The organism is Tenacibaculum sp. (genome assembly GCF_050290165.1).
In the GTDB taxonomy this organism is placed as follows: domain Bacteria; phylum Bacteroidota; class Bacteroidia; order Flavobacteriales; family Flavobacteriaceae; genus Polaribacter.
The window spans coordinates 74,573-97,462 of record NZ_JBNKHD010000015.1; the positions used below are offsets into that span (position 1 = coordinate 74,573).

The 22,890-nt window shown below is 31.2% G+C and carries 26 protein-coding genes and 1 tRNA gene; 5 read left to right on the top strand and 22 right to left on the bottom strand.

All coding sequences use genetic code 11. The features are described 5' to 3' along the window. Positions 1 to 14 precede the first annotated feature (14 nt). The 4 genes from crcB to ACQY6M_RS11360 form a co-directional block, all read right to left on the bottom strand. Positions 15 to 407, bottom strand: coding sequence for a fluoride efflux transporter CrcB (crcB, locus tag ACQY6M_RS11345; protein ID WP_428742012.1), 393 nt, complete (start codon positions 405 to 407; stop codon positions 15 to 17). A 139-nt stretch (positions 408 to 546) separates the two neighbouring features. Next, on the bottom strand, positions 547 to 1,095 hold the full coding sequence (locus ACQY6M_RS11350) for an SRPBCC family protein (RefSeq protein WP_428742013.1): 549 nt from the start codon (positions 1,093 to 1,095) through the stop codon (positions 547 to 549). A 51-nt stretch (positions 1,096 to 1,146) separates the two neighbouring features. Further along, positions 1,147 to 2,118 carry a DoxX family protein gene (locus ACQY6M_RS11355; RefSeq protein WP_428742014.1) on the bottom strand — a complete coding sequence of 324 codons (972 nt, stop codon included), beginning with the start codon at positions 2,116 to 2,118 and terminating at the stop codon, positions 1,147 to 1,149. A 17-nt stretch (positions 2,119 to 2,135) separates the two neighbouring features. Beyond that, a complete protein-coding gene (locus tag ACQY6M_RS11360; RefSeq protein WP_428742015.1) occupies positions 2,136 to 2,681 on the bottom strand; it encodes a DUF1599 domain-containing protein in 546 nt (181 codons plus the stop codon). 80 nt (positions 2,682 to 2,761) lie between these two features. Here ACQY6M_RS11360 and folP point away from each other — a divergent pair, with 80 nt between their 5' ends. Further along, positions 2,762 to 3,580 (top strand): dihydropteroate synthase, encoded by an 819-nt coding sequence (gene folP, locus ACQY6M_RS11365; protein WP_428742016.1) that lies wholly within the window; start codon positions 2,762 to 2,764, stop codon positions 3,578 to 3,580. A 61-nt stretch (positions 3,581 to 3,641) separates the two neighbouring features. Beyond that, positions 3,642 to 4,424 (top strand): diadenylate cyclase CdaA, encoded by a 783-nt coding sequence (cdaA, locus tag ACQY6M_RS11370; protein WP_428742017.1) that lies wholly within the window; start codon positions 3,642 to 3,644, stop codon positions 4,422 to 4,424. A gap of 46 nt (positions 4,425 to 4,470) precedes the next feature. Here cdaA and ACQY6M_RS11375 read toward each other — a convergent pair whose 3' ends face one another. From ACQY6M_RS11375 to truA, 3 genes are all read right to left on the bottom strand, one after another. Then, entirely contained in the window at positions 4,471 to 4,938 is a 468-nt protein-coding gene (locus ACQY6M_RS11375) for a hypothetical protein (protein WP_428742018.1), read from the bottom strand. Positions 4,939 to 5,009: 71 nt separating this feature from the next. Then, the gene (locus tag ACQY6M_RS11380) at positions 5,010 to 6,725 is read right to left on the bottom strand and encodes an ABC transporter ATP-binding protein (protein WP_428742019.1); all 1,716 of its coding nucleotides are present in this window, start codon (positions 6,723 to 6,725) and stop codon (positions 5,010 to 5,012) included. A gap of 50 nt (positions 6,726 to 6,775) precedes the next feature. Further along, entirely contained in the window at positions 6,776 to 7,510 is a 735-nt protein-coding gene (gene truA, locus ACQY6M_RS11385) for a tRNA pseudouridine(38-40) synthase TruA (RefSeq protein WP_428742020.1), read from the bottom strand. Positions 7,511 to 7,797: 287 nt separating this feature from the next. Here truA and ACQY6M_RS11390 point away from each other — a divergent pair, with 287 nt between their 5' ends. Next, positions 7,798 to 8,295 (top strand): metallophosphoesterase family protein, encoded by a 498-nt coding sequence (locus ACQY6M_RS11390; RefSeq protein WP_428742021.1) that lies wholly within the window; start codon positions 7,798 to 7,800, stop codon positions 8,293 to 8,295. Here ACQY6M_RS11390 and ACQY6M_RS11395 read toward each other — a convergent pair. From ACQY6M_RS11395 to ACQY6M_RS11410, 4 genes are all read right to left on the bottom strand, one after another. Continuing rightward, positions 8,278 to 10,125, bottom strand: a complete 1,848-nt coding sequence (locus ACQY6M_RS11395; protein ID WP_428742022.1) for a tetratricopeptide repeat-containing sensor histidine kinase — start codon at positions 10,123 to 10,125, stop codon at positions 8,278 to 8,280. The genes ACQY6M_RS11390 and ACQY6M_RS11395 overlap by 18 nt on opposite strands. A gap of 12 nt (positions 10,126 to 10,137) precedes the next feature. Next, complete coding sequence (locus tag ACQY6M_RS11400; RefSeq protein ID WP_428742023.1) at positions 10,138 to 10,806, bottom strand: hypothetical protein; 669 nt, start codon at positions 10,804 to 10,806, stop codon at positions 10,138 to 10,140. A 291-nt stretch (positions 10,807 to 11,097) separates the two neighbouring features. After that, positions 11,098 to 11,751, bottom strand: coding sequence for a response regulator (locus ACQY6M_RS11405; RefSeq protein WP_428742024.1), 654 nt, complete (start codon positions 11,749 to 11,751; stop codon positions 11,098 to 11,100). Between the two features lie 217 nt (positions 11,752 to 11,968). Then, positions 11,969 to 12,406, bottom strand: coding sequence for a DUF4293 domain-containing protein (locus ACQY6M_RS11410; RefSeq protein ID WP_428742025.1), 438 nt, complete (start codon positions 12,404 to 12,406; stop codon positions 11,969 to 11,971). Between the two features lie 200 nt (positions 12,407 to 12,606). Between ACQY6M_RS11410 and rho the strand changes: the two genes are divergently transcribed. Then, positions 12,607 to 14,229 (top strand): transcription termination factor Rho, encoded by a 1,623-nt coding sequence (gene rho / locus ACQY6M_RS11415; RefSeq protein WP_428742026.1) that lies wholly within the window; start codon positions 12,607 to 12,609, stop codon positions 14,227 to 14,229. 48 nt (positions 14,230 to 14,277) lie between these two features. On the opposite strand, the gene ACQY6M_RS11420 is transcribed toward rho, so the two are convergent. From ACQY6M_RS11420 to ACQY6M_RS11440, 5 genes are all read right to left on the bottom strand, one after another. After that, positions 14,278 to 14,826, bottom strand: coding sequence for a 5-formyltetrahydrofolate cyclo-ligase (locus ACQY6M_RS11420; protein ID WP_428742027.1), 549 nt, complete (start codon positions 14,824 to 14,826; stop codon positions 14,278 to 14,280). 6 nt (positions 14,827 to 14,832) lie between these two features. Beyond that, complete coding sequence (locus tag ACQY6M_RS11425) at positions 14,833 to 15,198, bottom strand: MmcQ/YjbR family DNA-binding protein (RefSeq protein ID WP_428742028.1); 366 nt, start codon at positions 15,196 to 15,198, stop codon at positions 14,833 to 14,835. Next, a complete protein-coding gene (locus ACQY6M_RS11430) occupies positions 15,198 to 15,809 on the bottom strand; it encodes a DUF4230 domain-containing protein (RefSeq protein ID WP_428742029.1) in 612 nt (203 codons plus the stop codon). Before ACQY6M_RS11430 ends, ACQY6M_RS11425 begins: the two co-directional genes overlap by 1 nt. Positions 15,810 to 16,021: 212 nt before the next feature. Beyond that, positions 16,022 to 17,692, bottom strand: a complete 1,671-nt coding sequence (locus ACQY6M_RS11435; RefSeq protein ID WP_428742030.1) for a tetratricopeptide repeat protein — start codon at positions 17,690 to 17,692, stop codon at positions 16,022 to 16,024. Positions 17,693 to 18,217: 525 nt separating this feature from the next. Then, a tRNA-Pro gene (locus tag ACQY6M_RS11440) sits at positions 18,218 to 18,295 on the bottom strand. 173 nt (positions 18,296 to 18,468) lie between these two features. On the opposite strand from ACQY6M_RS11440, the gene trxB reads away from it, so the two are divergent. Beyond that, positions 18,469 to 19,407: a thioredoxin-disulfide reductase gene (gene trxB / locus ACQY6M_RS11445; protein ID WP_428742031.1), complete on the top strand. Its 939-nt coding sequence runs from the start codon at positions 18,469 to 18,471 to the stop codon at positions 19,405 to 19,407. Positions 19,408 to 19,478: 71 nt separating this feature from the next. On the opposite strand, the gene ACQY6M_RS11450 is transcribed toward trxB, so the two are convergent. The 6 genes from ACQY6M_RS11450 to ACQY6M_RS11475 form a co-directional block, all read right to left on the bottom strand. Next, positions 19,479 to 20,099, bottom strand: coding sequence for an aspartyl/asparaginyl beta-hydroxylase domain-containing protein (locus ACQY6M_RS11450; protein ID WP_428742032.1), 621 nt, complete (start codon positions 20,097 to 20,099; stop codon positions 19,479 to 19,481). Positions 20,100 to 20,201: 102 nt separating this feature from the next. After that, positions 20,202 to 20,324: a hypothetical protein gene (locus tag ACQY6M_RS11455; protein ID WP_428742033.1), complete on the bottom strand. Its 123-nt coding sequence runs from the start codon at positions 20,322 to 20,324 to the stop codon at positions 20,202 to 20,204. Positions 20,325 to 20,389: 65 nt separating this feature from the next. Beyond that, positions 20,390 to 20,911 carry an STM3941 family protein gene (locus ACQY6M_RS11460; protein ID WP_428742034.1) on the bottom strand — a complete coding sequence of 174 codons (522 nt, stop codon included), beginning with the start codon at positions 20,909 to 20,911 and terminating at the stop codon, positions 20,390 to 20,392. Between the two features lie 2 nt (positions 20,912 to 20,913). Next, positions 20,914 to 21,405, bottom strand: coding sequence for a hypothetical protein (locus tag ACQY6M_RS11465; RefSeq protein WP_428742035.1), 492 nt, complete (start codon positions 21,403 to 21,405; stop codon positions 20,914 to 20,916). Further along, positions 21,406 to 22,338, bottom strand: a complete 933-nt coding sequence (locus tag ACQY6M_RS11470) for an arginase family protein (RefSeq protein ID WP_428742036.1) — start codon at positions 22,336 to 22,338, stop codon at positions 21,406 to 21,408. Positions 22,339 to 22,568: 230 nt separating this feature from the next. Then, entirely contained in the window at positions 22,569 to 22,790 is a 222-nt protein-coding gene (locus tag ACQY6M_RS11475) for a heavy-metal-associated domain-containing protein (RefSeq protein ID WP_428742037.1), read from the bottom strand. Positions 22,791 to 22,890: the final 100 nt, after the last annotated feature.

Below are 22,890 nucleotides of genomic sequence, written 5' to 3' on the forward strand. Positions count from 1 at the left end.
AAAGCTTTTTCAAATTAAATACCCTTAGGGGTAGCCCAAAAGTAATTGACTAAAAAGATTCCTGCGAACACAGCTAAAAAACCTAGTATGAAACTGGCTATGGTGTAAAATGCAAAAGAAATAAAATCTCCAGATTTTAAAAACACATGAATTTCATATGCAAAAGTTGAAAAAGTGGTAAATCCACCACAAAAGCCTGTAGCTAATAATAAAGTATAGTTTTGGTTTAATGCTTGATTTTTGGCAGCAAGTCCTAAAATAAAGCCAATAAGTAAACTTCCTAAAATATTGGCGGTAAAGGTTCCGTATGGAATTCCTGTTTGCGGGCTATTTAAAAATTTTCCAATTAAAAATCGAAGGACGCTACCAATTCCACCACCTATAAAAACTAATAAAAATTGTTTCACCAAAATTGTTTTAAGTTAATAGCTTTTTTTCTTGTAGAGAATTTGAAAGAATTACTCTAAAAGAGTATTATGTGCTATGCGAAAATAAGAAAACCTCACAAACTTTGTGAGGTTTTGGTTTTATAATCACAATCAAGAATTATTCTTGTTGTGAAGAAATTGTTTCTAATATTATTTTTTCGAGATTGTTGAGTCCTTTTTCTTCCATAGGACCTAACATGTTATCCCAACCTCCAGACATAGCTGCAAAAAATTTAAACCCAAAAGGAGAATTTTCAGCTTTCATTCCCCAGGTTACTTTTGTACCATTAGAAGTCTCTTCAAAATACCAGTAAATATCACCAGGTTCATTGTCGGTAAAAGATATTTTTTGGTTTATGGATTTGTTTGGAACTACAGCTATAGTTTCCATTTTTCCTGGACCATCTTTACTTGTCCAGCTGTCAGAAGCTCCAATGCCTACTGTTTTCTCTCCATATGTAACAACAATAGTACTGTCTTCATCATGCCAAGGTCCCCATTTTTCCCATGTTTTTATATCGTTTACGGTATTAAATACATGGCTAATTGGAGCGTCAATAATTTTACTTCTGCTAACATCATAATTACCAGAGAAGCTGGCTACATAAATTAGTGTTAATATAAATAAGGTAACTATCAGTAATAAAAAATACTTTATAAATTTCATCGCTTTAATTTTTTGGTTGTATTGTAAAATTACTGATTTTTAATTTGTTATCTATAATTTTATGTCATCTGCATCTGTCCAGTTCCATTTTCCTACAATAACTCCATTTTTAACAGTAACAATACCAGGGTTGGCTCTTATTACTGTTTTTAAAGCAGTTTCATCACAAAAACCAAAAGTATAAGGAAGTCCAAACTCTTTTTGTGTAGTTTCTAAATCTTCTATATATGAAGCTGTTAGTACATATATTTCATACCCTTGGTTTTTAGCTTTTTCAGCAGCTTTAGCTACCTCAGCAATACCTTCTTTTTTTGTCTTTTCAAAATTGTACATAATGATTAGCATTGCTTTTTCGTTTGCTAACATTTCTTCCAATTTGTCACCATCATCTGTGCTAATTTCAAAGTCGTGAATAGGAGGTATTTCATCACTTCCTTCTTGATATTTCATCCCTTTGGCAATGTCAGTTCCTACAGCATAAGCTCTAAAATCAATAATAGGTAAATGTTGTAAAACATAATACACTATAATTAGTGATATAAACACAGCAGTATAAGAAGATAAAGAGGCAATCTTATTTGAAATAAGAGGTTTGATGTGTTTTAGTCCAAGGATTAGAATTACAATAAATATCATAAAAATAACATTCTTGTAAAAAGTTTCCTTTGGAGTAAGTTTTAAAGCGTCACCAAAACACCCACAATCGGTAACTTTATTATAAGTATAAGAGTACCATGTTAAAAATAAAAAGATAAGGTTTAAGCTAAATAAACTCCAAACAGTAAATTTAGGTTTGAATCCAACTAAAAGCATAACACCTAGTGCTAACTCTGCAACAATTAAAAGAATAGCAAAAGGTAATGTATATGGGATTAAGAATTCTAAATTTAGAACACCTTCACTAAAGTATTCTTGAAATTTATATTGAGATCCTATTGGGTCTACTAGTTTTACAAATCCAGAGTAAATAAAAAGAAGTCCTACAAGTACTCTTGAAATATGAGTTAAAATTTTTAAAATCATACAGGGGTGTATTTGGGTTAATTATCTGATTCCGAAAGATGAATCATGGCAAAAATAGCATAATTAATCATATCTTGATAATTTGCATCAATTCCTTCTGAAACTAAGGTTTTACCTTGATTATCTTCAATTTGTTTTACACGAAGTAGTTTTTGTAAAATTAAATCGGTTAACGATGAAACTCGCATATCTCTCCATGCTTCACCATAGTCATGGTTTTTATTTTCCATTAACTCTTTGGTGATTTTTATATGTTTATTGTATAAATCTGTAGCTTCTTTTGTTGTTAAATCAGGTTGTTCAACAACTCCTAATTCTATCTGAATTAACGCCATTACCGAGTAATTGATAATGCCAATAAATTCTGATTTTTCTCCTTCATCAACTTTTCGCTCAGTATTTTCTTGCAGTTGACGAATTCGTTGAGCTTTGATAAATATTTGATCGGTTAATGAAGGAAGACGTAAAATTCTCCAAGCACTACCATAATCACTCATTTTTTTAATAAATAAACTTTTACATTCTTCAACTACAGCATCATACTGTTTCGAGGTTTCTTGCATCTTTCTTATTTAAAAGTATTCGACCAAAAATAGTAAATATTACAAGCTTTTCGTTTATTTTTACTTAGAAATTTAGAGTGATGACGATTAACTGCAAAGGAACTTTAATAGATCTAACTAAGCCTAAGGTTATGGGGATTTTAAATGTAACCCCAGATTCTTTTTTTGACGGAGGAAAGTATAAAAATGAACATGATATACTAGCACAAACAGAAAAAATGTTAAACGAAGGTGCAACTTTTATTGATGTTGGCGCGTATTCTTCCAGGCCTGGAGCAAAACACATTACTGAAGAAGAAGAGTTACAAAGAATGCTTCCTGTTGTTGAGTTATTGATGGAACATTTCCCTGAAATCTTAATTTCTGTGGATTCTTTTAGAAGTAGGGTAGTGGAAGAGTCAATAAATGGAGGAGCGGCTATTATCAATGATATTTCTGGAGGGAAAATGGATGAAAAAATGTTTGAAATGGTAGCAAAACTCCAAGTACCATACATTATGATGCATATGCAAGGAACCCCACAAAGCATGCAGCAAAATCCGCAGTATGAAAATGTAGTTACTGATGTGATTTCTTTCTTTGCTGAACAGCTCTTTAAATTACGTCAGTTGAAAGTGAATGATGTGATTATAGATGTTGGTTTTGGCTTTGGAAAAACAATAGAACAAAACTACGAGTTACTTAAAAACTTATCGTTGTTTAAAAATTTAGAAGTTCCTATTTTAACTGGTGTTTCACGAAAATCAATGTTATATAAACTGCTAGGTACTACACCACAAGAAGCTTTAAATGCTACTACAGTTGCAAATACCATCGCATTATTAAACGGAACTCAAATTTTAAGGGTGCATGATGTTAAAGAAGCAGTTGAAGCCGTTAAGATTGTAGAGCAGTTGTAATAAAATGCTTACATTTACTTGTTCAGTTAATTCTAAGCATTAAAAAACTTCAAAAAAATTAATGAATCTAGATTTTATCGACTTTTCGTTTTTGGATGTGTTAGATATTTTTTTAGTAGCTGTGTTACTTTATTATATCTATAAATTGCTAAAAGGAACAGTAGCTATTAATATTGTTATAGGTATTGCGCTTATTTTTTTAATATGGAAAATAACACAAGCATTACACATGGAAATGCTTAGTGGCATTTTAGGCTATTTGCTTTCTGGTGGAGTTATAGCTTTGATTATTGTATTTCAGCAAGAAATACGAAAGTTTTTGTTAATGATTGGAACCACTAATTTTTCTACAAGAAGAGGTTTTTTAAATCAGTTAAAATTTTTGAAAACTGAGATTCATTCAGAAATAGATATAGAAACTATTTTGAAAGCTTGTGTCAATTTATCAAGAACAAAAACAGGAGCATTGCTTGTAATTGAAAAAACTAACAATCTTGATTTTTTGATTAATACAGGTGATAAAATGGATGCGTTGGTAAATGAAGCAATTATAGAAAGTATATTTTATAAAAATAGTCCGTTACATGACGGAGCTACTGTGATACGTGATAATTATATTATAGCCACCCGTGTGGTATTACCAGTTTCAGACAGTACTAAAATCCCAGCTCGTTTCGGTTTGAGACATCGAGCTGCAATTGGAGTAACAGAAAAAACAGATGCTATTTGTTTGCTGGTATCAGAAGAAACAGGAGAAATCTCATATATTAAAGATGGAGAGTTTGTGTTGTATAAATCACTTGAAGAACTCCATAGAAAATTAGAAAAAGATGTTATGGCATAAAAAAAGGCTCGCTAAACGCGAGCCTTTTTATTTTTTTGTCTCAAAATTATTGAGCAGGAGCCATTTTAGATTGAATAGCAGTCATTACGTTATTGAATTTTGTAGCAGCTTCTTCGTCTAAATTAGCAACGATTTCTTTTGCTTGAGCAGCTAATTCAACACCTTTTTTAGCTAATTCAGTGTTTTTAACAACATCTCCTTTTGCTTCGATATAATCTTTAGCATACTCAGTGTAAGATTGTAAGTATTCACCTACTTTAGCATCTTCAAATTCAGGAATTTCAATACCTTCAATTGCAGATTTTACTGTTTCAGCAGCATTTTCTACAGCGTCAGCAGCTTCACCAGCAGCTTCTTCAGTAGCCTCAACAGCTTCACCAGCAGCTTCTTCAGTAGCTTGAGCAGCGTTTTCTACAGTTTCAACAGTTGTTTCAGTAGCATCTTTAGCTTCTTTTTTACATGATGTTGCTAATAATGCACCAACAACAAATACTGATAAGATTACTTTTTTCATCGTTTAATTGATTTTTAGTTTTTTAGATTGAATAACAAATGTACTATTTTGGACGACTTATACAAATTTATTTATAACACCGTCTCACTATTAAACTGTTTTTCGTACAAATTCTTATAATAACCCTCATCTTTTTTTAATAATTCGTTATGATTTCCCTTTTCAACTATACGACCTTTGTCCATAACTATAATCATATCAGCCTTTTTAATGGTAGCTAAACGATGTGCAATTACTATAGAAGTTCTGTTTTTGGTAATCTCATCTGTAGCATATTGGATCATTTGCTCGGAGTGTGCATCAACAGATGAGGTAGCTTCATCTAAAATTAAAATACTTGGTTTGCTAACATAAGCACGTAAAAAAGCAATTAATTGACGTTGACCAGAAGAGAGCATACCTCCACGTTCTTTTACATTATAATCATAATTGTTTGGTAAACTCATTATAAAGTTATGGATACCTATTTGTTTGGCTGCTTTTTTAACCTCGTCTAGAGAAATGTTTTCGTTTTTTAAAGTGATATTGTTAAAAATGGTGTCAGAAAATAAAAATACATCTTGTAGTACAATAGCTACTTTTTGACGTAAAGAAGTAATGTCGTAATCTTGAATTGGAATACTATCAATACAAATTAAGCCTTTATTTATTTCATAAAAACGACTGATAAGATTAATTATAGTTGATTTACCAGCTCCTGTGGCTCCTACTATGGCTATTGTTTGTCCTTTTTCAACATCAAAACTAATTCCTTTTAAAATTTCTTCATCTTTTATATAGCTGAAGTGTACATCTTTAAAACTGATATTTCCTTGAATATTTTCTGCAGAAATAGTTCCGTTTTTATCAATAGAACTTTCAGTATCAATTACATCAAATACACGTTCGCCTGCTACAATTCCCATTTGTAATTGGTTGAACTTGTCTGCTATTTGTCGTAAAGGCCTAAATAACATTTGAGACATTTTTATAAAACCGATAATTGCAGCAACACTTATATTTTTATCTGCAATAACTTGCAATCCACCATACCACACAATCAATCCAATAGCAATTGAAGAAAGTGTTTCTGCAACAGGGAAGAAGATAGAGTAGTACCATACAGTTTTTACATGAGCCTTTTTATGTTTATTGTTTATCTCGGTAAAATTTTGATACTCAATTTTTTCTCGATTGAAAAGTTGTACAATCTTCATTCCAGTAACTCTTTCTTGTACAAAACTGTTAAGGTTAGCTACTTGGTTACGAACATCTTGAAAAGTTGATTTTATGGCTATTTGAAATAGTTTAGTAGCATAAATTAGTACGGGCAATGTTGCAAGAGCAATTAGAGCTAATTTCCAATTCATGAATAACATTACCACTATTACAACTAGCATTAATAGTATGTCGCTCACAATCATAAAAACTCCTTGTGTAAAAAAACTAGCAATGGTTTCTATGTCAGAAACCACACGAGTCACCAATTTTCCAACAGATGAATTATCAAAATAACTCATCTTAAATTCTAAGATTTTTCTGAAGGTTTTAGCTCTAATATCTCTAATAATATGTTGGCCTACCCAGTTGGCATAATAGATAAAGCTGAATTGAAAAAAAACTTGAATAAGTAAAACAACCAACATGGCCATAGTAAAGTATGATAGTCTTACAAAGTCTTTATTTGTAGTGAAATCATCTATTGCGGCTATTAATATAATTGGATTAAGTATTGCAAACCCAGCTAATAGAATGGTTGAAACTGCGGCAATAATAAACCGTATACTGTATCTTTTTGCAAAACTCATAAGTCGTGCAAAAATTTTAATATCGAATGCTTTTCCTGTTGCTTTACCCACTATATATAATCGTATATTACTTTAGTTAAAAATAATCCTTTTGCTGGAACTGATACCCCTGCATTGCTTCGGTTTTTACTTTCAATAATTTTTTTAAAATCATCAATAGTAATTTTACCTAAGCCTACTTCAATTAAAGTACCAACAATGGCACGAACCATATTTCTTAGAAATCTATTGGCGCTAATATGAAATGTTAATTCATGCCCGTTTAACACCCATTTAGCATTGGTTATGGTACAGTTAAATGTGTTGACATCTGTTTTTACTTTCGAAAAACATTCAAAATCTTCATATTGATATAAAATTTCAGCAGCTTGGTTCATCAATTCTATGTTTAATTTTTGATGGTGTAATTGCCAAGAGGTTTCCAGTAAAAACGGATTTCTCCCTAACCAAATTTTATATTCATAACTTCTACTTGTTGCATCAAACCTAGCGTGTGCATCCTTATGAACTTGTTGTACGTTTATAATTACTATATCATCAGGTAAAATAGCATTGAGCTTGTACGCAAAATTATCGTTCAGAGGATAATCGATGTCAAAATGAGCATACATTTCAGAAGCATGTACGCCTGCATCTGTTCTACCTGCTCCTACAATATTTATTTCTTGCCTAAGAATAGTGCTTATAGCAGTGTTAATTTTTTCTTGAATAGAAACAGCATCAGGTTGAACTTGCCATCCGTGATAGTTTTTTCCGTTGTATGCTAGCTTAATAAAATACCTCAAAAAGTACAAATTTTTCAGATAGCTAAATTATGAAATTCTAAGATGAAATAGAGAAGGGTATTAGTTAAAAAGAAAATTACTTTTATTAACATATGTTAACGCATTGTTTGTGTGTTTATATTACATTTGACCCCTATTAGTTTAAACGAACGAATAAATAATCTGTTTAGTTTCAGTAAAAGATAATAGTGAAATTCCCCTTTCATTAAATTTCCCCTTATTCTAAAGAAATCCATGATGTTATATTATGGATTTTTTTTATGTAATAATTTTTTAGCTTTGTTTTAATGAAAAAAATCCTTCTTCTTTCCGATACACATAGTTTTATAGATGAGCAAATTTTAAAGTTTGTAAAACAAGCTGATGAAGTTTGGCATGCTGGAGATATAGGGGACTTAGAAGTAACGGACTCTATAAAAAAACTAAAACCTCTTAGAGCGGTTTATGGAAATATTGATGATAAAGATGCTAGAGCCGAGTTTCCCTTAGATAATAAATTTGTTGTTGAAGGAGTTTCTGTTTGGATTACTCATATAGGGGGGTACCCGAATAAATATCATCAAAGAATTAGAGAAGCGTTAAAAAATGACACGCCTCAACTTTTTATTTGTGGACACTCACATATTTTAAAGGTTCAATATGATAAAAAGCTAAACTTATTGCATTTAAATCCTGGAGCAGCAGGAAAACATGGTTTTCATAAAGTGAGAACAATGCTCAGATTTGAGTTAGTTAAAGGAGAAGTAAAAAATATGGAAATTATAGAATTAGCTAATCGAAGTTAGTCTAATGTTTTTCTCCTTCTTAAGAATAGGAACTATAATCTTGATAGAAGTACCTGTATTTTCTTTCGATTTTATAGTTAATTTTCCATTCATTACATGAATTCTAGCTTCAATTTGATTTAACCCAATACCATCAGAGAAAGAAGAAGACGAGGTAGAAAATCCTACCCCATCATCTTTAACGAGAACGGTTAGTTGATTATTCTCTTCTTTCAAGTTTATTTGAGCATGTTTGGCTTTACTATGCTTAAGAATGTTGTTAATTAGCTCTTGGATAACATTAAAGATTTTGATTTCAAATTCTTGATTATACCTGCTTATATTTTGAGCCGAAACTTTAAAGGTTAATTCACTGTTAGAATATTTTTTAGCAACATCTTTAATGGCGTATTCTAAACCAAATTTTAATAGAATAGATGAAACTAAGTTGTGTGATAAGTCTCTAACTTTTTGTGAGGCTTCAGAAATAATAGCCTGTGTTTTTTGTATTTCTTGAGAGCTTTCTCCATCAAATTGTTTTTTTGTGGCAGATAAATGCATGTTGGCAGAAGATAGTAAAGCGCTAACATTGTCGTGTAAAATTTCTGCGATAAGTTTACGTTCTGTTTCTTTTCCGTCTATTGTTGCATTTAATATTTTAATTTGTGCTTCAGACTTAAGTTTCTCAATATTTTGTTGCTGTATAAGTTTACTTTCAGATAACTTAAGGCGTAAGTTTCTTTGACGAAGTTTGTAGTTGTATACGATTACACCAGAAACAATTAAAACAAGTAAACTTAATACTCCAAAAAGCATAGAAGTTTTGGCTTCTTGAGCTTCTTTTAATTTTCTTTGCTCCTCGACTAGTGCTGTTTTTTCTTTTTCAAGATTTTCTTTATGGTTTGTTTCAATTTTTAAGAGAATGTCTTTCATCTCAGCTTCTCTTAAACTATCTCTTATATTGAAAGATTTGTCAAGATAATTGTATGCTTGATACTTTTTTTGGTTATACATTGCCCAAGAAATATTGTCATAAAAGACTTCTTTAAACCGGAGAGATTTTCCATCTTTATTTTTTTCTATCAAGTTTATAGCTTTCAGGTAGTATTGGCGAGCTTTTTCGTATTTGTTTTGTTCTAAGTAGACACTAGCAAGACTAGCAATAGATGCTGCTTGAGAAATTTTATCACCAATGTTCTTTTTTATTTCAATAGCTTTAAGTGCATACTCTTCAGCTTTATCAAAATCTTTTTCTTTTGAATAAAAATATAAGTTGGAGAGGTTATTAAACGCTTTAGCTTTTACAAATAATTTATGTTGATCAACTATATTTAATTTTATAATCTTATTGTAATAATATTTAGCGCTATCGCTTTTAGCTAATTTATGGTAAACAGAACCAGTTTTAAATAATAACTCAACATAATTTGAGTCAATTTTTTTTAAAGCATTATTATAGGCTTGTGGTTTATCATTTATTTCTGTTTCATAGAGCTCCAATGAATTTTTGTAATATTTCAAAGATTTCTCATAGCTTCTAGTTTTTTCAAAAATGTCCCCAATAAGCGTATATGTTAAAATGCTTAATTCAGTTGATCCATTTTTTGTACTTGTGTCTAGTAGAACTAGTCCTTTTTTCAGAGCTAAAGAGTATTCGTTTTTTAAATATAAAGATCTAATTAATTCATATCCACGAATATCTATGCTGTCTGTGTCTTTTTTATATTGTTGATAATAATATGAGGAGTTTTGTAAATTAGATGACTGAGTAATCGCATAGCTTTTGTGAGAGGAAGTTAAGATAATTCCCCAAATAATAAAGAAATGAATTAATTGTAATCTAATAAACATATGTATTTGTATTTAAATCACTTCAATTATTTGTCTAGGTCTTTTTTCAATGTAACTTAAATCATCTTCAGTTCTAGCAGAAGCTTTATGGTTAACAAAATCTAATTTTAAAATATTATTAGGGTTCATTTCTAATTGTCTTGAAAATGTTTTTTGTAGAGCTTCTCCACTAGCCAAATGTACTTCATAAGTTTCCAATTCCTCATTGTAAACAAAGTCTGTAGTTACATTATCGTTAACAGTAAAATTTAATTGGTAAGTTCCATCTCCATTAGCAGTAACACTATATGAGTTCAGGAATTCTGTTACTCCTTTAGCAAAGGTAATGTTTTTATCTTCAACATAAATCTTAGTTCTTTTACCGTTGTTAGCTTCTAGAAAACCGATTTTTAAATGATCATTATCAATAGAAAAATCATTTGAATGTTTTGTAGCAGTTTTTTGAGCTGTTTCTGCCAAGATTATTTCTTTTGAACTATCAATATTCGTAACAGTAGTAACATCCGTATTGCTAGAAGTATTGAAATCGATAGAATAAGCACCGTTGGCATCTCTTTTGAGAGTATAAGATTGTAGTAAACTTTCAGGAGTACCGTCTATAACTTCAGTGTCATTATTCGAACAAGAAGCAAACACAATACTTAGAGTTAATGCAAGGAAATAAGGAGCGACTTTTTTCATGATTGACAGTTTTAAATAAGTTATTATTGGTTTATTTAAAAAAAAGCGATGTACTAACGATAGGGTTGAGATTAGGGAATCTCTTGGGGGATAAAGAAAACAAAATGAAGGGGTTTCCTATTTATAGTGTACTATGTTTGATTAACAGCGTACATCGCTAATTTTTTATATGTTTAGTAGTTAGGAAAGCGATGCATGTATAATGTATAGTCTCCAGGGGATACAGTATATAGATTCGGGGGACTTTTTTCTTATCTTAGGGGATAAAGAAAAAAATGAGGGGTAACATCTTTATACTATATTGTTTCTCACGGCATACATCGCTAAACCTACTACGTTTTTTACTTTCAGTTTTTTGTATAAATTACTTCGATATGTTTCAACTGTTTTAAGACTGATATTTAATTTTTCTGCAATTTCATTTGAACTTTTTTCTTCAGCGATTAACTTTAATACAGCAATTTCCCGCTCAGTTAAATCTTCGTGTACAAGCTCTGCTTCTATCGTTTCTTTAGAATCAGAAGCATATAGCTCTAATAATTTTACTTTAATGTCTTCACTAATGTATTGTATTCCATTATGGACAACTTTTATAGCGTCAATAATTTGTTCATTAGCACGACTTTTGTCAACAAAACCATTAGCTCCTAATGCTATCATTTCTTGAACAAGTTTTGGGTCGCTTAAACTAGAAAGTATTATCGTTTTAATTTTTGTGTTACGTTGTTTAAACGTTTTTAAAACTTCAATACCATCCATTTCAGGCATATTAATATCTAAAACTAACACATCGGCTGTGTTTTTAGAAGACCAGTTAATTACCTCTCTTCCTGTTAAAGAATATCCCTCAACTTTAATATCGTCTTCAGTATTTAATAAAGCTATGACTCCGTCTATTAAGATCTTGTGGTCATCTGCTATGTGAACTTTAATCTTGTAATTCATGGTTATTTACAGTTACAAATCTATAGTATAAAAGCGTTGTCTACAATACACAGTATCCCTATTTGTTTTCTTGTCGACTCAGGGATAACCCTGAGTTTTCTTTAACATTTCTTTAACATTTTGACGAAAAGGTCCCGGAATATCTGTGGGTAACAAAAATAAAAAACCGGGAGAGAACTCCCGGTTTTTTCGCACTAAATATACTAAGATGTTAGGTTTATCGTAATCTATCTACAGATTTTACAAGATCTTCATCCTTCTTAATGGCTTTATTTGCTAAAACTACTAGCAAAATAACAATGACAGGAAAGAACATCCCAATACCTTTCTCAGAAACAGCAGCTTCTCCAGATAATGTTTGTGACAGATATACCAATAGCCCTAATAAAAAAAGGTTTATCAATATGTTTAAACGACCTAGTACAAATTGTAATTGACGATTTTTAAATAAAAATAAACTTACAATAGATACTAGGGCTGAAATAAAAAATAACATAGGAACACATTTTTCTAATAGCGAATTACTAGAAAATAAATCTAAAATGTATACAGTAGCATTTTCTTGCGAATTGTTCCAAAGACTAAATAAAAAAGTTAGTCCCCCAGAGATAATTCCTGCAGCTAATAGATATATAGATTGTATTCTTTGTAACATAATTTTTTATCGGGTAGCAAATGTAATACTTCTTTTTTTAAAAAGAAATACTAGAAGTTAAAATATTTGTATATATTTGCCTTACATGTAACCGCACAAATTATTATATAGCCCCTATATAATTAGCACTCAAAAAAACTTAACAAAATCAAAATTCTTTAAAAAACTAAAAGAATTTGAGTAACTTAATAATTTGACGAATGTTCGAGATTTCGGAATTAAAAACTAAAAAACTATCTGATTTACAGGATATAGCAAAAACTATAGGATTAACGAAAATAAGTCAGTTAAAAAAATTAGATTTAGTATACAAGATTTTAGACGCACAGGCTGAAGCTAGTGCTCAAGAAGCTAAGCCAAAAAAAGAAAAGCCTAAAAGAAAAAGAATTACTAAAACTGATGAAGGAGAAAATATAGCTACTGATAAAGTTGAAAATATAGCTACTGATAAAGTTGAAAATCAAGAACCTATTAAAAGTGAGGATAAACCTCTAAAGGAGAAAGTTATTCAACAGAAAGAGGTAAAGAACGTTTCAGAGAAAAAAGTTGAAGAAAAGAAGCCGACTGGAGAAGAAAAGAAGCAGCATCCTCAAAAACAACAAAATAAGCAACCTCAGAACAGAGGGAATAAACACAGCAATAAAAATCAGAACACGAATAAGCATCACCACAAGAGTGGTAATAAATACCGTGATCCTGATTTTGAGTTTGATGGAATTATTGAAAGTGAGGGAGTGTTAGAAATGATGCCTGATGGATATGGTTTCTTACGTTCGTCTGACTATAACTATTTATCATCTCCTGATGATATTTACGTATCACAATCTCAAATCAAATTATTTGGGTTAAAAACTGGAGATACTGTTTTAGGTAATGTGCGACCACCAAAAGAAGGTGAGAAATATTTCCCTTTAATCCGCGTATCGAAAATCAACGGATTAAATCCAAACATTGTTAGAGATAGAGTATCTTTTGAGCACTTAACACCTTTATTTGCTGAAGAAAAATTCAATTTAGCTGAAAAAGGAAGTTCCTTGTCAACTAGAATTATCGACTTGTTTTCTCCAATAGGGAAAGGACAACGTGGTATGATTGTAGCTCAGCCAAAAACAGGTAAAACAATGTTATTAAAGGATGTAGCTAATGCAATCGCAGCAAATCATCCCGAAGTTTATCAGATTGTTTTATTAATAGATGAACGTCCTGAAGAGGTTACTGATATGCAACGTAGCGTTCGTGGTGAAGTAGTGGCTTCTACTTTTGATGAGCCAGCTGAAAAGCACGTGCGTGTTGCAAATATTGTATTAGAGAAGGCTAAACGTTTAGTAGAATGCGGGCACGATGTGGTAATTTTATTAGACTCAATTACTCGTTTGGCAAGAGCTTACAATACGGTAGCGCCTGCATCTGGTAAAATTTTATCGGGAGGTATTGATGCAAATGCTTTACATAAACCAAAGCGTTTCTTTGGAGCGGCTCGTAACATAGAAAATGGAGGTTCGTTAACTATTATTGCTACAGCACTTACTGAAACAGGTTCTAAGATGGATGAGGTTATCTTTGAAGAATTCAAAGGAACTGGTAATATGGAATTACAATTAGATCGTAATATATCTAATCGTAGAATTTATCCTGCAATAGACTTGATTAAGTCGAGCACACGTCGTGATGATTTATTATTAGATGATAAAACAGTACAACGTATGTGGGTATTACGTAAATACTTAGCTGATATGAATCCAATTGAAGCAATGGAATTTATCCAAGATAGAATTAAACGATCGTTAAACAACGAAGAGTTTTTGATATCAATGAATGGATAATCATTAACATATATAGTAATAAAAAATCCCGCTCAATGCGGGATTTTTTTATTTTGGATAGATAACCATTTCAAGAGGAACATCAAATTCGTGTATATCTTCAATTTTTTTGATAGGAGGGAAAAAATTAAGCCCTATGGTTCGAGTATCTTCTCTGCATTCGGATAAAAATCGATCGTAAAATCCTTTGCCATAACCAACTCGGTAGTTTTCTTCATCAGAAATTAACAAGGGGACAAAAACTAAATCGATATCTTTTACAAGGGCTTCTTTTGCATTTATAGGTTCAGGAACTCCAAATTTATTGAGCTCTAATTGAGTGTCTTTCTCAAAATAAAAATGAGAAAGGGTATCATCTTCAAAATTACAACGACTTACAATAATCTTTTTTCCTTTTTCTCTAAAGAAATTAATAATTGGTGTTGTGTCTATTTCATTAAACTTTCTCATAGACAAAAACAAATGCACGTTACTAATATTATCTGTGTGAAGTTCAAAAATCTGTAGATAAATACTTTTTTGTAATTGCTCTTTTTCTAAATCGGTAAGCGCATTTCTTTTTTGCTTGTATAGCTTTCTAAGTTCTAATTTTATCATGTTTAATTACATTGATTTTAGCTCTTCTTGTAGTTTTTTAGTTAATCCTTTTACCACAAGTTCATAGGAATGATCTATTAATTCATACGCAAAGGCATCAGAAACATCATGATTTAAAGTAACCGTGTTCCAATGTATTTTACTCATGTGATATCCAGGATTTATACTTTCATATTCTGCACGTAATTCCTGGGCACGTTCAGGATCACATTTTAGGTTAATTTTTGTTTCTCCTTGTTCCCAATCGTCAAGTCCAACTAAAGCATACATTTTTCCCATCACTTTAAAAACTAAAGTAACTTCGTCGAAAGGGAAGTGTTCGGTTACACCTTTTTTATTAAGACAGTAATTGCGTAATTCTTCAATATTCATTAGTCAATAAAATTTTTATTAGTTTCTGGAATTTCTAAAGTAGTATAATCTAATTTCCAGCCAATGGTTTCTACTAGGTTTTGCATTAAAGTAATTGCTTCTAGGGCTTCTTTATTGGCTGTTTGCATTAAATTACTTTCAGGTATTTTTTGAAGAATATGTTCTTTCGCTTCTTTATTCACTTCTGTTAAATCTTCTGAGTTGAACTTATTTAGTAATCCGTTTTGGATATCATAAAAACGCAAATCAGGTTCAATAGAAAAAACTTCAGGTTTTGGAAACTCTGATAAAACTAAGGTTTTTGTTTTGGTGTTTGTATGCATTTGAATTTTTCTAAAATCAAAACCAATATGCACTTTAGCATTAATTATAATAATTGCTTTTTTCTTACTGGTTATTAATCCTAAAAACTTTTCCTTTGTGTTTTCGTGATGATAAATTTCAGCAAATTCTCCTTCTACAGTAATCAATTTAGATACTTTTTTAATTTTATCTAACAGTACAACAGATTGTTTTTCTGTCAAGTTTTTTCTACTGACTGAAGTGAATTTTTTAAAAATAAAAAACGAGATAATAGCCCCACCGGCTAAACCTAAAAAAAGTAATTCCATAAACACGAATTTACATAAAATCTTGTAGAGAATACTAATGTTATAATAGCTGTTTTATATATAAACACCTTGGTTTATGTTGTAAGCCAAGGTGTAGTGTATGTTTTTAGTTGTTGTAAAAATTATTCTTTGATAAGAAACATAGATCGTCGGTTCAATTGATGTTCTTGTTCGGTATATCGAATGTCTTTAAACTAAAAAATCCCGTATTTCTAGTAAACTACGGGACTTTTTAATTGTTTCTTCCTGTATTCGGTAGGGGTGAGTCCTGTATAGTTTTTAAATACGCGATTAAAAGATGTCTTACTTTTAAAACCAGCTTCATAAGCGATGGATAAAATTTTATAATCACTATATGTAGGATCTTTAATTATTTTTTGAGCTTCATTAACTCTGTATAAATTTATAAACTGATAAAAATTTTGATCAAAACAAAGATTTAAAACTTCAGAAAGATGATGCTTATTCATGGAAAGTTTTGAAGCTAATTCGGACTGGTTGATGTCAAAATCCAAATAAGGTTTTTCATTTTCCATGTAATCTAATATTTGTTCCATATACTGATTTCTATCTTGTTCTGTTAAAGAAGAATTCTTGTATTGTGCTATTGTGTTTGAGTTTTGTTCTTTTTGGGTAGCAAATTCTAGCATTTTATTTTTTAAAACTTTATTTTCACTAACAAGCAAAGCATTGGCTTCTTTAAACTGTTCATGATTAGCTTCAATATTTTTCTTTTTTCGAATATAAATAAACAACAAACTACCCATAAGTATTACTATGAAACTACTGAAGATAAGTGCTTTATTTTTTTTATTGTCTACATCTGTTAAAGACTCCAGTTGCGATTTAATAACTTTTTTTTCGGTATTAGCATCGTGTTTCAAATCAAGCAAAGCAGCTTTTGATTGTTCTTCTAATAGGGTTTTCATTATTGAAGCATAAAGCTCTTGCTCATTATTAGAGTTTTTAAAATCACCCAATAATTTATAAGCTTTAGCTAAATATTGGTGAGCTTCCTTTTTAAGTTTGAGATCTTTTCTATCTATAGCTATATTTAACACTTCTTTTAAGTAGGGAATAGCTTCTTTTGGAGCGCTTTTCTTTACATAAGCCATTCCTAGGTTTAGTAATGAAACAGGTCTTTTGTCCAATGAATGCTGTTCAGAGTAAGCTAACGATTCCTTAGCGGCTTTAATAACATCATCCCATTTTTCCTGTTGAATATAAGAGTAACCGATGTTGTCGAGTGCAGTAAGAACAGCTCCAAAGTGTTGCAAACGTTCCCCTATAGTTTTTACTTTATGTAAATATGTTAATGCTTTTTCGTAGTCTTTCTTTTTAGTATAACTGTTTCCCAATCCATTATAGGCTGCAACCTTTATAAGGTCAGAAACTTGATTCTTTTCTGATAAAAGAAGTACTTCTTCCATGCAAGAAATCACCTTGTCTGTATTGTCTATTTGACTATAAACATTGGCAAGATTAACTAGGATATTGATTTTAGTAACCTCTTTGTCAGAGGTTTTTTCGTTAAGATCCAAAGCCCTATGGAATTGTTCTAGTGCCTTTTCATAAGAGTCAACAACATTGTAGTAGATACCATGGTTAATAATAGCTTTGATTTCTAATTTTTTAAGGTTCAGTTTTTGGGAAACTATGAGTGCTGAATCGTTATATTTTTTAAAAGCTTCATAGTTCGCATTATTATAGGTCTTTCCAGATTTATCTAGATAACTCCTGCAATCGTCTTCAGTCTTATTAAAATCAGATAGCTTCTTGTCTTGTGCTTTTGTAGAAGAGATAAAGAAAAAAAAACTACCTATTATAATTTTTAAAATATTTTTTTGGAGGAATGATTTTGATAAAAAGTTGTAGTTAAACATTCTTTTTAATAGAGTTTAGTTAAGTTAGTATTGGGGGTAATCGTTTTAAAAAACAAATGTAAAATGTTTGAAGCAATTCTTCCAAAAAATTATAAAAAACTAATTTTTGTCTTCTTTTCATTTAAAAATAAGTACCACTCACCAAGATGGTACATTTTACAAAAGGTTGATACTTATTATTGCAGCCAAAAAGATTAATTACCCTGAATGTATAGATTTATGAAAACAAAACTAACAGTATTATTTCTGTTCTTCCCTTTTTTGTTTGCAACCATACCTGATGCCAGTTTTGAGTAAATCTAGTAAATAAAACATATGCTCTATAATGGTGTAGGATGTTGTAACTCAAAATATTTGGCTAAAGTATAATGAAAAGGAAAATAGATTAGGTTGAGGAGGTTGTTAATGGCTTTCTTGACCTTTTCACTTTTTAAAAAACTCAAGTTGTACCTTTAGCTTATTTTAGAATATATAGAATTAGACAAAACAAAAAACCTGTAAATCTTTAGATTTACAGGTTTTATTTGGTCGGGGTGGCAGGATTCGAACCTGCGACCTCCTGCTCCCAAAGCAGGCGCGATGACCGGGCTACGCTACACCCCGATTAATTGGGATTGCAAATGTAGAAAAAAAATATAAATACAAAAGAAAAAATGATAAAAATATTCAAAAAATAGCATAACTAAAGGTTATGACTCAATAACCAAAATATATCTAGAAATGAGATGATAAAAACAAAAAAAAATTACATTTGTAACTTGAAAAAATTTTAGAAGATGGCAGAAAAAATTAAATGTTTAATTATTGGGTCTGGTCCAGCAGGATATACCGCAGCAATTTATGCGGCAAGAGCAGATATGAAACCAGTTATGTATACAGGAATGCAAATGGGAGGGCAGTTAACAACAACTACTGAGGTTGATAACTTTCCAGGATATCCAAAAGGAACTGATGGTACAGCAATGATGGAAGATTTAAAAAGTCAAGCTGAACGTTTTGGTACCGATGTTCGTTTTGGAATGGTTACTAATGTTGAGTTTTCTGAAAAAGAAGGTGGTGTACATAAGGTAACTGTAGATGAGACTACAGAAATTGAGGCTGAAACAGTTATTATTTCTACAGGAGCAACTGCTAAATATTTAGGAATAGAGAGTGAACAACGTTTAATAGGAGGTGGAGTTTCGGCTTGTGCTACTTGTGATGGTTTCTTTTATAAAGGACAAGAAGTTGTGGTAGTAGGGGCAGGAGATACTGCTGCTGAAGAAGCAACTTACTTAGCAAATATTTGTAGCAAAGTAACCATGTTAGTGCGTAAGGATTTTATGCGTGCTTCTAAAGCAATGCAACACCGTGTCGAAAGAACTGAAAATATCACCGTACTTTTCAATACAGAAATTGATGAGGTACTAGGAGAAAACGTGGTTGAAGGTGTACGCGCTGTAAACAATCAAACAGGAGAGAAAACAGAAATTCCTGTAACAGGGGTGTTTATCGCTATTGGACACAAACCAAACACCGAGTTATTTAAAGGAGTGTTAGATATGGATGAAACAGGATATTTAATTACCAAAGGAAAATCTACGAAAACTAATTTACCAGGAGTTTTTGCAGCTGGTGATGTACAGGATAAAGAATACCGTCAAGCAGTTACTGCAGCAGGTACAGGATGTATGGCAGCTTTAGATGCTGAGCGTTATTTAGGAGCGTTACATTAAAAAGTACAAAATATAATATTAAAAAGGTTACATATTCATGTAACCTTTTTTGTTTTATAAGATTAGTTTTTCTAACTCATGTTTTGCCCACTTTCTTTAATAATTTGTCGAATCCAATCGTTAGGAATCACATCTATGGTAAGATTTATACGTTCTTCATCTCCGTTATTTATGACTTTATGAGGATCCGTAAGTCGCATATACCAACATTCGCCTGGTTCCATTAATACAGGAGTGTCATTTAAATAAAAAGTTACATCCTTATTGTTAAGAATAGGAATGGTAAGACGAATCACTGATTTTTCAATTTCTAAGCCCAAAGTAGGATCCGTATGTTCTTTTACAACCGAATGAGGGGCTAGTCGGAGTATTCGAACTAAAGTTACGGTTGTATTTTCTTTGAAAAAATCAACTACTTGGGTTAGGTATGGAGATTTTTCTAATGCAGCTGTATCTAGCCAATCGGTCCAAGAGCCATCAGCATAGTCTTCAGCAGGTGGAGGAAACGGTAACGAAGTATCAACCAAATGAGCAGGTGAACGTAAAGGAATTACATTGTAGTACTCAAAACTGTCTAGTTGTAATGCTCTTGCTTCCTCTAGCATTTGTGAGGTTTCAAAATTAAAAGGAAGTTGAATGCGATCACCAAATGTATCATTAATTGGTAAGGTGGTGGTGTCTTTCTTTTGCATACGGTAGTTTTTATAAAAGTTTTAGGTTAGTTATAGTATAGTTTTAGCTAGTTTTCATTTTTATCAATGGTAAATGTAGCGGTGAGTCCAACACTAAAGTTTCTAGGCAATATTTTCTCGGATGTTAACCGATACATAACTTCCTCCAGGTGTTGAAACGTTTGGTAATGTATAATTAAGCTTTTCTAAGTTTTTTTTAGGAATCATTTTGTTCGTCTTTATCATTTATAAAATTGCTGGAACTTCTAAGGAAGTATTTGATTGAAAATTCATGGAAATAAGAAACAGTTTTAGCTTATTTCAGGCAACATTTTTATCAGCTCTGTTTTAGTGTTTTTATCTGCTTTTGACATTTGAAGGATGAATTGTGTAAGCTTAATTTCATCAATCTTTTGAATTTGACCTAAATGGATGTTCAACTCCTGAGCGCCAATAGCTTCATTTAATTTTGCAACATTTTTGTACAGTTTCCCTTTTTTTCTTGATGGTTTATATTTTTCATCAATTATAAGGCAAATGAATTTTTGTCCACTAATATTAATAGGGTAAGCATCAAGTATTAATTCCCAATTAATAAAGTCGCTACTAGTACTTCGATCATAGATTCCTATTTCATTGATGATAATTATAGGTTTTGTATCGAGTAGATTATAAATACCTAAAGGATAAGCAAGTCCAAAGAACCCGATACCACTCCATCCAAGAATTGAGTTTTTCTGAAGTAGCCAAATGCCACCTAACACAAAAATTGAGCATAATAGCATCATGCTAATAGCTCTTTTTTTAGATTTATAAAGTTTTATTTCAGTCATTTTTATTTTCTTTTTTTACTTAGTTGTTTTCGTAAAAATCTTACCCAAAAGTTCCATTGGGTATTTTTCTTGTGTTCTGAAAAATGGTTTTCTAGTTTGTCAAAACCGTCCTCAATTAGAGCATTGTGTAAAGAACGAATAGCGAATAACCAAATTAAAGTTCCTTTTCCAACCGTCTTCATATCAATAGTGTGGGTAATTTCGGTTTGCTCTTCCGATAATTCACGAATTTCAAACTTATGAATTCCATTAAATCCACTAGGTTTTAAAAATCTAAATTGGATTATTTCATTGGGAGTGTATTTTTCTACCGAATATCTTATGGGACCGTGACCTCCTTTAGCACTTTCTTGAATTCCAGCTTTAAATTTCATTGGAGGCCATTTTTCTTTTGGCCAAATTTTATCATTTTCAGTCGATAAGGTTTTTAATAAAGCTGTTACTATATCTTTTGGCTGCTGTATCGTGCGTTTATGGATGTTTAATACGTTCAATTAGTGGGTTATTTGAGATTTCGACTCTTGTTTGTGCCTACATTCCAATATTTCAACAAAATTATTTATAAACTCAATTGTATATTTTCCGTCAGGATCTAAATTAGGATCTAGAATAGTGATTTCAATTCCAACTGCTTTTTTGCTTAATAGCAATGGAGTCAATAACTCCTTAAGTTCTTTATAGCTAAGACCATCAACTTTTCTACTGTCAACTGCAGGCATAATTTTATCGTTCAAAACATCAACATCAAGATGAATAAAAAATCCATCTAAATTACTTTCCTGTATAAGTTCTAAAAATTGATTGGCAGTTTTTGCAAGCCCATTGCTTCGTGATTTTTGTAAGTCGAAATACTGTATGTCCGATTCCAAAATCGGACGTACATATGTTGGATCGTATTCTCTGTTCCCTACACAAAACACATTCTTTTCCTCGAAGTAGGGTTTCTGATTGTAAATATTGGTCAGTTTATCGTGTCCATAACCTGTAACAATTGCTAAATCCATTCCTGCAGCACCACCAGTTTGCGACAGTTCAGGAAACATAAAGTCCGTATGTCCGTCAAGGAAAAAAAGTCCGTAGTTACCTTTTTGTTTTAAGGCAATAGCATTACCAATGAGTATGCTACAATCACCTCCTACAATTAGTTGAAAAGTATTTTCATCTAACCTATTGAACAGTACTTTACTTTGTTGAATTGCGTATTCAATTATTTTGTCTGCATTTCTAACACCTGATTCAACATCCAGATCCATTGTATATTCAGGTGGTTCAATTCTAACAATATGCACAGGATTGATTTTTTTATGAAAACCGTGTTTATGTAACCAATCAGGAAGTTTTTTAACACCGGGTTCAATGTCAAAATCAGTTTTTTTCAAGCCTAAATTTGTAGGAAACTCTAATATATTAATTTGATTACTGTTCATTTTTCAGTTTGCATTAATATTTCAGTTTGCCTTTCCAATTCTGACAGTGTTTTCTCATAGCAAAAAGAAATTTTTAAAGAGTTTTAAAAATAAGAGAAGTATTTAAAGAATCAAAATAAAAATATCATTTCAAAGGAGAAACAAAAGAGGGTTTTTAAACTGATTTTAAAAGAAAAAAGCAGACTTCTAAGAATAGAAATCTGCTTTTTAGCATTGCATCAAGAGTTATTTTATACCAAAGGAGTTGCTTTGAATCCTTTACTTTTTATAATAGCAATTACTTCTTCCTCAGTAATTCCTTTCGAACTTACGGTGAGAATTTTATCTTCATTGTTAGTGTCTACATTCCAATGACAGATACCCGAAGCATTGTCTAAATCCAATTGTATTTTTGAAACACAACCTCCACAGTTAAGGTTGGTTTTAAACTGTAATTCTTTATTGTTATCCATTGTTTTTAAATTTATTGGTTATTCTAATACTGCAAATTTCAGCACAATTCTCTTGTTTGTTTTTGTATAATTTTGGAATTAATTTATGAAATTTACTCAT